The organism is Weissella sp. MSCH1 (assembly GCF_045799135.1).
Classification (GTDB): Bacteria; Bacillota; Bacilli; order Lactobacillales; family Lactobacillaceae; genus Weissella.
On the sequence record NZ_JBJMBA010000044.1, the window covers coordinates 45,024 to 56,471 of the forward strand.

7 protein-coding genes are annotated in these 11,448 nt (G+C 45.4%); all 7 read right to left on the reverse strand.

The genetic code is table 11. The features are described from left to right. The 7 genes from ACJ28U_RS09095 to mutL all read right to left on the reverse strand — a co-directional run bounded on the left by ACJ28U_RS09095 (position 1) and on the right by mutL (position 11,444). Positions 1-3,594 carry a lectin-like domain-containing protein gene (locus ACJ28U_RS09095; RefSeq protein WP_407619039.1) on the reverse strand — a complete coding sequence of 1,198 codons (3,594 nt, stop codon included), beginning with the start codon at positions 3,592-3,594 and terminating at the stop codon, positions 1-3. Positions 3,595-3,901: 307 nt separating this feature from the next. Continuing rightward, positions 3,902-5,212, reverse strand: a complete 1,311-nt coding sequence (locus ACJ28U_RS09100) for a hypothetical protein (protein WP_407619040.1) — start codon at positions 5,210-5,212, stop codon at positions 3,902-3,904. 32 nt (positions 5,213-5,244) lie between these two features. Continuing rightward, positions 5,245-5,490, reverse strand: coding sequence for a hypothetical protein (locus tag ACJ28U_RS09105; protein WP_407619041.1), 246 nt, complete (start codon positions 5,488-5,490; stop codon positions 5,245-5,247). Between the two features lie 564 nt (positions 5,491-6,054). Then, entirely contained in the window at positions 6,055-6,840 is a 786-nt protein-coding gene (locus ACJ28U_RS09110) for a matrixin family metalloprotease (RefSeq protein ID WP_407619042.1), read from the reverse strand. Positions 6,841-6,911: 71 nt separating this feature from the next. After that, entirely contained in the window at positions 6,912-8,663 is a 1,752-nt protein-coding gene (locus ACJ28U_RS09115) for an XRE family transcriptional regulator (protein WP_407619043.1), read from the reverse strand. A 253-nt stretch (positions 8,664-8,916) separates the two neighbouring features. Continuing rightward, positions 8,917-9,369, reverse strand: a complete 453-nt coding sequence (locus ACJ28U_RS09120) for a flavodoxin domain-containing protein (protein WP_010373549.1) — start codon at positions 9,367-9,369, stop codon at positions 8,917-8,919. Between the two features lie 77 nt (positions 9,370-9,446). Further along, on the reverse strand, positions 9,447-11,444 hold the full coding sequence (gene mutL, locus ACJ28U_RS09125) for a DNA mismatch repair endonuclease MutL (RefSeq protein WP_407619044.1): 1,998 nt from the start codon (positions 11,442-11,444) through the stop codon (positions 9,447-9,449). Positions 11,445-11,448: the final 4 nt, after the last annotated feature.

Sequence of the window (11,448 nt, forward strand, 5' to 3'; positions counted from 1 at the left end):
TTAGGCAATTGGCTGAATAATTTGCGCCGCATTCAAACGAGCGACCGCATCAACTGCCTCAACAACTGCCGCTTGTGCATGTGTCGTTTCTGCTTCATCATCCAACAACTCACGTAAGTCCATCTTAGCTTCGTCAACCACTAAAACTTGATCGATATACGCCATCTCGTACTGTTCCTGTTTTTGCATCGTAAAACCATCTGGCACCACAATGCTCGTCATTGGATTGTACTCCATCGTCGCTTCACCATCCATCTCGTTCATCATTGTCGATGCTTGTTGCAATTGCTGGAACTTCTGACTAACATTCAAAGCCACAATATCCGACAACGCGTTTTCAACATGCTTGACAGCCTGTTCGACCTGGCCAATCGTTGCACCATCATCCATGGCTTCTTGCAGGGCCATCTTAGCATCCTCAAGTAATAGGACATGGTCAATGTATGCTTCTTCATAATCATCCGCATCAATATTGGCAAATCCAGCTGGCGCAGCAATCATATTAGCAGGCTCATGATCCAATGTTTGTGACCAAACATCGTCTGCTTGATACGTCATGCGACCATCGGCAACCTGCGTCGCTTGCTGTGCAACCATAAAGCGTTGCGCTTCATTTAAAGCTACTACCGCAGCTAATGCACGGCTGACGGCTTGTCCATGTTCGGCCAACGCACGCGTTGTCGCATTGTCATCGATAGCTTCCTGTAGCAACATTTTTGCTTCGTCAACAGCAACTATGGCGTCAGCATAACGCTCAGCATACGCTGCTTCATTAATATTAACTGTCCCGGCTGGCGCAACTAATTGATCAACTGGCTCTTCATCCAAAAAACTAGCGTAAGTTGTTCCCCAATCAGCCCAGTTAGCTGGCACATCGGCATCACGCGCTAACAGGTCGGCTGTCGGCGCATAATTCATAGCCACTGACTTCAAGTCAGCCACTGGCAATTGCTCTGGTGCTTGCATATCTCCAAGCTGGAAACCAGCAAATGATAATGGCACAATCGTCAAGGCCACCATGCCGATAGCTTGCGCAATGGCAACCACCAGTGTCGGCATTTCACCAACAATCGCATCCGTTCGATTAGCTTTCGTCCACTTCATACCATCAGCTAGCAGACTTTGCATGCTGACTGGTGTCGTGGTAGTTACTTGTCGCGCAACAGCATCGCCAGTACCATGTTTCTTTGGTGTCGCCCATTCAATGACGACCGCCTCGTCATCCAATTTAATGACCCGAACCTGACTATTTTGAGGCAAACTAAGTGACAACAATTTGTTGACCGCTTGCAAGACATCGTGAGACTTGCTAGTGGTATTATCCAACTGCGCCACTAACTTTTGGACCGCCGCGCTCCGTACAACCATCCGTTGTACGGTTGTCGTTGTATCAGCAAGTAACGTCACTTTGTTAACTAGGTCAGCAATCATCGACGGCTGCTTTTGATCGACGACGATTTTTTTGGCCAACTGAGTATGTGTCTGATTCTGGTGGTGCACTTGATGTGAACCAGCCTCAGCAGACTGTTCTGGCTTTGCTGCCTCTGACACCTGTCGTACGCTGGAGGTTGGCGTATTTGATGGAACTGGTGGTACGACCGGTGCAACTGAAGCACCACTAACGCTCGACGGCGTAAGTGATGAGACAACTGACGATGATTCCGATACTGCTGACGAAACGCTTGCAGATGCTGTCGAACTTGGGGCCGAAGCAGGCAACGTACTTGGCGTTGTCACATCGCCACCCTTGTCAATAACTGTCGGATTCACCAATGTAAACGCTGGTGACGTTCCTTGATCGACCAAAGTCACACCCATTTGTGAACTAGAATCACCAGTGATGGCTTTAATTGCCAACGCCATCGTAGCCACATTCTTTGCACCAACAACCATTGATTGCTTGTATGAACCATCAACTGCCTGAACTGTTAACACACCAGTGCCATCGCCGTTTGCTACATAACTGATTGTAACCGGCACAACGATGTTAGGCGTCACTGCTGTCCCCAAATCATTAGAGCCAGCTGTTTGAACATCCGTCGCAAAATTATCAGCCGTCATGCCCGTTTTGGTCGTCACTGAATGATTCATAAAATCAGATCCTGACCCAACGTGATAACCCACATATTGCGTCCAAATAGCATTACCATAACTGGTATACCCCAGCGTGTGGCCACCAAGCTGGGCCACCAAATCTGTAATCGCCTGGGTATTCGTCATAACAGTTCCGTCGAGGTTAATATTCGCTGGCAAAAGTGCGCCAGCCGCGTAAGAAATATCAGTCTTCACAACATCATTGGCAGCATAAACTGTGCCATCTGGTGCGGTAAAGCCTGACTGTAATTGTGTCCCGGCCTTAATGACAGTGCCGGTTGCCGGTGCCGTAAGACGGAACCCAGCCTGAACAATCGTCTTAGCAAGGTTCGTGATGCCATCCCCATTATTAGGGTTCAGATCAAGCCCCCAGGCAAACGCACCCGTTACGCCATCAATACCTAACCCACCACCGTTACTGCCGACGGTGGCCACTTGCTTAGGATCAACGGGCAAGAGTGTAAGTCCTAAGAAATCACCAAAGACATGGTTCATATCTTGCAGATTTGCCAAATCTAATTCAACATTTAGCGTCCAGTTAGCCTTCATATCAACCTGTTTGTTGAAGGTTAACGCACCTTGTTGCCCTTTATTTGTCGTTAACGTATAAATTGTGCGCGACTTATTTGTCGCCGCAATACTGGCATAGTAGGATGCCGTCGCCGTTAAGCTGGCATACGTTGCACTGGCTACTGAGTTGTAACCGGCAACCGTCTTAGCTGAATCAGCTGCCAAAGACGCCATCGTTGCTAATGAACTTGCCATGGCTGGCGTCAATGTTGTCGCAACTGCTTGTGACGTCGTGGCTCCTGAAGTCACCATCGTGAAATGCGATGCCACATTATCTTGACTAACTTGCGTATCAGATGCAACGTTGCTCGTGGCACTCTTAGCTGGTGCAACCGAGCTTGCGACGTTGCTTGATGCGACCGTTGGCAGTACCGCCGCGTAAGATACCGGCACCTGGGTAGCTGATAAACTTTTCGCTGTCGCCGTGACCTGTGCCATTGCACTTTCATCATCTCCGTTTACAACGCCCAAATCAACCGCACTTTCGACTGATTGACTAGCCGAATCCGGTTGTTGCATAAGACTTTGTGTACTCTCAGATGACTTGATGTCGTCAGAACTTGATGTAACAGCAGATGTTGCAACAGGTTGACTTGTCTGATTGTTAATACTACTAATTGATTGATCACTTGCGATTGCTGACGAATCTGTCGTAGTTGATGTCGATGCTGAGCTAGCGACTGGGGTAGCCGCTGCTGATAAATCCGAAGCACTATTAACGACCGGGGTTGTTTGATTGGTCGTCACCGTGGCTGATGCACTGGTGCTATCGACTGGTGTTGTCACATCAGCCGAAACATTCATTGGCATCAAACCGCCCAGTCCAACTGCCGCAGCAAAAATTCCAGCCACAACCCAACGCTTGCCGTCTTTATACATTTTAAAATGTTTTTGTGTTGGTTCTAATGATTTGAAAGACTTGAAACTCATTTCCCAAACTTCCTCTCTGTTTTCTTAAAGCGGTTCGCGTTTGGCCTGAGGATATCAGAAAAGGCCACCCATCTTACTAGTAGACGCGTGACCTTTTCTCATTTCCACAGTACAAAACACCTACGCAAAAAGCGTAAACTCTGTGTATCATACCAACTACCATTCCATGTTTACTATTATACCAGGTTAGCGCAGTTATGTATAAAAAATAAGCAAAAAAGAGCGGTAGCATGTGTCGCTTTCGAAACATGCTACCGCTCTTTTAATGTTGATGATAAGAGGCTTTACACCACTTGCTTAAGCCTCTTTATTGTAATAAGTTTTTAAAAATGGCTAGCTTTGACAAAAGCATTTGAGCGGCCACTGCCAACGCGCTCATCCCAACAGAAAGTGCTGAAAATGTACGCGCTTTGTCGTTCCACATTGATGGCTTTGGCGCATCGGCCGTTGAGCTTAACAAAGATCCCTTTTTAACGACCGTTGTGTCGTTTGGTTGATCATGCTTAGCGTTGGGCTGGGCTGTTGACTTTGTTGATGCAGGACTCGTCGCACTTGCTGGGGTCGTTTGCGCTGGTTGTTGCAACGCCGCAGCTGCGTCTATGACCGCACTTGCAGACGTTGGCGTTTGCCAATCAATTTGCTTAGTTGGCGTAATCGTTGCTGCCATCTTAGGTAAGTTAACAATTGCCGCAGGCTGGGTTGCCAATGCTGGCAGGATGACCTGGGTTGCACCATTTGATTGTGGCGCAACCGGGGCTGATTCAGTCTGACCAACCGTTTCACTATCAGCAACCGCGGCCATGCTTGCTGGTGCTGATGCCACAGAGCTGTTTGCACTAGATGGCGTACCCGTCGCTGATTCACTTACCTCCGAAGCAGATGATGCTACTGATTGGTTTGGTTCAACCGTGATACTTGATTGTGAAGCGACGTTTGGTACCATCGGCGTCTCGCTCGCTACCTCTGACGTCGCATCGCTAGGCTTCGTTACCGTTGAAGATGATGCCGGCGCTTGTGAAGTGACCACCGATGACGGTGCCTCACTTGGCGTTGTCACGACTGCAGATACACTGTGTGATACCTGAACAGATGACGCACTCGGTGCAACTGACGAAGCGCTTGGCGCAACCGAACCAGGATCAGTTGCTGCAGATGAATTTGCATCTGACGTTGCGCTAGATGATGCTGGGTTGCTTGATGCAAATGCAGCCCCCGTCAACGTGAAGTGAGCAACTGAGCCTTGAATGGCAGACAACGTAATATACAGTTGGCCACCCTGCACCATTGCAATTTGACCTTGATCAGAAGATGTCACGCCAGTTGCAGTAACACCGGTTGGCAATGCAATCAACTGCATTCCTTCAAGATTACCGTCTTGACTGGCATATTCAATACTTGAACCACCATTGGTACCGTCCGCCTGGAACCAAGTCACTGGGTTGCCCGCATCATCAACCAAATTGATAACAACCTGCTTCTGATTGTTACTAGTTGTTGACTCTTGCCCGGATGTATATGGTGAAGCTTCAACCAATTTTTCTTGTTGAACGAGCAATGTTCCCGTGGCTGCCAAACCAACGAGTGCCGTCAACACAATTTTTTCTCTCTTTAATGTCATGTCTGACGCCCTCTTTCGTCCCACAAACATTCCTAATGAATGGTGTAGCTCAATGCAACTGCTTTAAAGACCCAAGCAATTGCCAAGAACACCAACGGAATATTCGCTAACAAACCTTTCGCAATTCCCCGAAGGAAAATTGTATAAACCAGACGCGCAATTGATGCCAAAATTGCTGTGGTTAACACCGCCAATGACAACGTAATCCACAACCGTGAGTTGGGTTGTACAAACATATCGAACACACTCGTGACGAAGTACAAGCCAATCATTATCATAATATTCTGGCCGCGCTGGTTAATTCTCTTTCTTAATGTTTTCCGGTACGTCTTCTGATCGGAGACGCCCGTCTTTGTTTTCGATACCATATTATCCATTTCGCGTTCCCTTAGTTTCCGAATGTATCTTCATTCTAACCGAAAGCAACTTGTGTGCATATGGCCTTGCCTTCTCTTTAAGTCCCAGTATAGCAACACTCTCCGCTATTCTGGAGAAAAAAGTTAGTGTTTAACGCAAAAACGGGCAAACTCGTTCGAATTCACCGGTCATCGCTAACATCACACTAGCTATTAAGAAATGAATTGACTGATCGAGTGTTGCAAAAAGATCGCGTCTTTTCAATTAGGTATGGTGTGGTATGAGAGAAAAGTCAACCGCTCCACCAGCCAATTCATTTCTTAACATGTATAAGTGTACTCCGGCCTAGCCTTTATATTCGGTTTCTTCCCCAAATTAAGCTCTATAACTATGATTTTCCAAGTAACCTAAAAAAAGAGCTGAATTCTATGCGAATTCAGCTCAAATCTGGGACGTTTTTTTATTGTCCATTATTTTTTCTCAAATTAGCCTTGCAGCTCGGCCAAAACTTTTCGACGCCAAGCAACTAATCTAATAATAATCGCCAGCGATGCCACAATCAGCGCAACAACCATCACCCAAAACAAAGTGGGCAAATGGGCCACTCTCGCTGAAAACATCGACATTCGTGTCGTCACAAACTGACTATTTGCCATCGATGTATTCTTATCCAAGTCATCTAGAGCTGCCGTTGCTACTTGCCATGGTAGTTTCGTGGCGTCTAGGCGAGTGATTGCCTGATTCGGTCCTGTATTCACCGGATACATCAAATCATTTTTATTTGTCAAAGTGTGTCGCAACCCCATTGCGTGCCCCATTTCGTGAGCGATAACACTCGCTGTATAATCAGCTATCGTCTGATATGAGGTTAATTTAAAGTTAGTTGCGATACCTTTTGTAAAAATAACAATCTTTTTCGTGCCGGCCACATAGGATGTCTCACCTAAAACATCAGCTGCTACTTGATTACCTTTCGCATGGCCCGCAATTTCTTTTGTATCGTTAAATTCAATCGTGATTGTGGTCGCATCTGGTTGCACATCAGTTGCCTGAAATAGGCTCGGTTCATGCAACGCTGTCGTCCACATCGTTTTAGCGGCCACTACCGCCTTCTGCTGGCTTGCCGTGCCAGATAACACATTGACGCGATAGCGCGCCTGATTAATGGCATCAGCATGCGCTGTATGACCAGCAACTAGCAAGACACCAAGCAAACTCATCACGAATCGGAATAAAACATGTTGCGTTACACGCATCGTCTTCAACCTCATCTCAACTCAATTTCTTTCCCGTATTGGATTATACAGTGCCCCACACTTTTTTCAAGCGTTTCGTTCCGCAATTAGTAAGCCGGATAAACTTCGCGAATCGCGTCCAAAATCGCCAAATAAGGCACGATGAATCGCCGTTCACCAGTCACTGTTTCAACATCACGCAAAACACCTTCAATCGTCATGGGTACCACAAAACCATCTTGCACAACTTTTAACAATTGTTCGTTCAACAATTTATGCCAACGATAATTGAAGTATAGTTGTAAATCTGGTCGTGCCTGGTATTCCGCAAACAAGCGTTGATAAATTTCTTGCGCCTTGGCAGCATCCTTGCGTAAGATTGCCTGCATCAAAACCGGATCAAAATTAATCAAAATTGGGTCGTACGGGTACTTAAACACTTGAGCATTCCGGGTAAACGATAACAAAATTTCCATCCGTTGCCCAATGCTGACATCCGTTTTTTCATCCAAAAATGCCCATGAAGCCAGACGATGCTGTGACTCGTGCCACTCATCAAAATGTTCCAAATGGGCTTTGACATCGTCAGATAATTGTTGCAATTCTGGTGACGTCAACCAATTCTTAACGGTATTTTTTAGGACTACCCCACGGAATTCAAGACTCATTTCCGTATACAAATCCAAACCGGTCTCTTCAGCTAAAGCTTCATACTTAGTAATTGCCTCTTGTAATTCCGGCAAAGTCAGATGTCGCATACCGAAACGTGGACGTCCCATCGCGGCTGAACTGGCTGTTAAATACACGTCAATATCCCGGACATCCAAACGCGCGGCCAGCATTCCTGCAAACAAATCTTCCACGTCAAATTCAGCTAGGTTTTTACGAACCCGATAAATTTTAGAGTGACTCATCCCCGCCAGCTCAAATTCATGAACCGACAATTTCTTAAGCTTCATGATAAAAGCAAATGCTTCACCCATCCCAAAAACGCCAAAATCAACCGTTTCAATTTCAGCGGATTTCAGAGCAGTATCAGATTCTTGAAGCTTACTGGGATCAATCGAAATTAGGCGTTTCCAAAACGTTTCAAAATCCAACAAGTTGGGGGACACCCATAATCGTTGAATGTCCAAACGTTTAGCAGCCCCATTAAAACTATCAAATGCGCGTTTAGCAGCATCAACATTACCACTCTGATATAAGCGAACAATCGACACAAAACGTTTCATAATTGCAAATTCTGATGTAAATGGGCGACCCTGTAAGGCCTCAATTTGTTCGATAACAAAACTCAAGTATTTCTGAGCACGTGCCGTTGAACTGATTGCATACGACAAAGCTGTTGCGTGCACTTTAACCATTAATTCAATTCCGTCAGCTGGATTGTAGTTTTCATAAGTACGCAACGAAACCGCAAACACTTCATACAACTTAAAGAAACGGGCCACGTTTAGCTGTGGCATCAAAATGCGAAAGACTTGCAAATCAAAAATTGTAAAAAAGCGTTGGCGCTTTAGCTCTTTATATAATTCATCAACGTAATCAGAAATGTCTTCGCCAGCTTTACGCCCCGCCAACAATTCATACACAGTCGACGCAATATAATGCGCCTTCATTTGAGATTGCATGTAACGGTGTGCAAACGTACTGGCACGTTCGCGCAATTCAGGCAGTGACAATTGCCAATAGTCACCAAATTCATTAAAAATTAAACTATCACGCTCATCAGATTCGGCTACCAATTCCGATAATGAAACCGTTAAAATTTCAATTATCTTTTGTAAATCTCCGATATTAACGGATCCTTCGCCTGATACGAAGCGGTAATATTTATTTTTTGAGATACCGTTTCGCACAAACCTTTCAATGGGAATGTGTTTGGTCTGCCGGATCTCATTTATGCGTTCGCGTAATAACATATAGTAGACCACACTTTCTCTTTCTCTATCTTATCCACTTCTTAATAGTATAGGACATTGTTTCCGTTTTGTCAGAGCTTTTGTTATCGGAAAGTCCGATGCCATTTACATACAATTCACATAGCTTAGCAAATAATAGCATGAAAAAAAGACAGAAAGCCGATTGGTTTTCTGTCTTTTTGAGAAGTTATTATGCATTTACCTTGGCAATCAAAGCCTTCGTGAATGCTTGTAATTCTTCAGTTGCTTCAACGTCTGGGCTCAAGTTAACCTTTACACCGTCTGCCCCCTTGGTAGCACCTGACTTTTCGAATTGGGCCTCGAACTTGTCGATAGCAACCGCAAAGTCCTTACCGTAGAAGTCATCCCCTGAACCTGAAACACCGTAAACGATACCTGATAGGTCAGTATCTTCCAAGTCTTCAAAGAAGTCCAAAGACTCGTCAGGAACCGTTCCCTTATCGAACGTGTATGGTACAACCACAACGATATCGGTTTCATCAGCTGAGATGTCGTGAGGGTCAACCATTTGGATATCTTCCTTAGTGACTTCAACACCTTCTGCCTCAAATGTATCAATGATTACATCTGCGACGTCTTCGTTGTTTCCGGTGATAGTTGCGTAAAATACACGTGCCTTCATGATAAATTACCTCTGTTAAAGTTTTTAATTTCTTAATTGATGACTTTAGTTTATAGCTAAATTAGACCACTTTCAAATTAAAAGGGGTGATTATCATACTCAATCCAAGGTTCGTGTGAATCTTGGATACGCTTGAACATCTTTTGCATGTCCAACGTTGAGAACGTCACCAAGACGGGACGACCGTGTGGGCAATTGTAAGGGTTCTCTGAATGTGATAATTGATCAAGTAATCCCTTAGCTTCAAAATCGTTCATTGACCAGTTAGCCTTAATTGAGCGTTTGCATGCCATCATAATTGCCGTTCGCTCACGGAATTGTGCAACCGTTAAGCTACCATCCCGCAGAATCCAGTCAACCATTTCACGAATCGTATCTTCTTCTTGGCCCTTTTCGAACCAGCCAGGATGCTCGCGAACAATGACCGCATCATCCCCGAACGGTTCCAAATGCAGGCCAACTTGGGCTAACTCAGCTTCATGTGATTGAATCTTCAAAATATCAATTTTGGGGTAATTCAACACGATTGGCACTAGCAACTTTTGCATTTCTAAGCCAACCTTACCAATCTCTTCACGGTAATACTCATACTTAACACGTTCCTGAGCTGCGTGTTGGTCAATTAGGTACAGGCCTTCTTCAGATTGTGCAAACAAGAACGTCCCGTGCATTTGCCCAATATAGTCTAACTTAGGGAATGTTTGTCCATGTTCATCAACTGCTTGAATACTGTCATCTGCCAAATCCAGTGACTTTTGCTCAGCCACCATCGCTGTACCGCCTTCGTCAAAGGGGTTAATATCCGCACCATCTTGATACTTATTCGCAAATTCACTCACGGCAGTGCCTTGCAGTTCCTCGGCATTGTGAACTACCACAGGGGTCACATCAGACACCGAGAAGTTATCCGCCAACTTTTCATAGTCAGCTGGTGTCATTGGTACCGGATGATCTGGTGTCGACTCCGGCGCATATGAACTAACGTATGGCTGTGACGCATCGTTTAGTTGGGCAATAAAAGCTGCATCATTTTCAGCCGCGTTTTGCTCCTCACCCAAATAATTCTCATAGGCATTCGGAATCAAATTCTCATTAGCAAACCGATTCTTCACAGCTTGTTCAATCAACGCCATCAACTGGCTTTCTTTTGACAAACGGACCTCATGCTTTTGTGGGTGTACGTTCACATCGACCAACAATGGATCCATTGTAATTTGTAACACCGCAATTGGGAAGCGACCAACCATTAACTTAGAACCGTAGCCTTTAATCAACGCTTTGGTGAGATTGTAATTTTTAATATAGCGCCCATTAATCAGCACTGAGATGTATGAACGACTTGCACGTGTTAATTCTGGTAATGAAATGTAACCTGACACCTCAAAGTCATTATCTTCAGCTTGAATGGCCTGCATCTTACGTGCTTGTTGGACACCGTAAATAGCGGCGATAACTTGTTGCAAATTACCATTACCCGCCGTTCGCATTACCTCATTACCATTGTGCGACAAGCGGAAGCCAATCTCTGGATAACTCAATGCCAACCGATTAATGACATCTACAATCTGAGCCAGCTCGGTTGATTGTGACTTCAAATACTTCAAGCGGGCAGGCGTATTGAAGAAAATATCTGACACCGTAATGTCCGTTCCCTTACGTGCACCAGTCCCAATTTCTTCGAGCAATTCGCCACCCTTGTAGTGAACGCGCTTACCTTGTTCCGATCCGGCTGTGGCTGTTTCCAGCACAACATCCGCAACTGACGCAATTGATGGGAGCGCTTCACCACGGAACCCAAGTGAATGTACGCGGAACAAATCATTACGTGATGTAATCTTTGACGTTGCGTGACGCAAAAATGCCTTCGTCACCTGATCAGCGTCGATGCCATCGCCATCATCGATAATCCGAATTGATTTTACCCCTGCTTCTTCCACCAAAATATCAATTTGCTGGGAATTAGCATCAATCGCATTTTCAACCAACTCTTTAACCACTGACGCAGGCCGCTCAATCACCTCACCGGCCGCAATCTGGTTCGCTAAAATATCAGAAAGCTCATGAATCTCAGCCATCTCT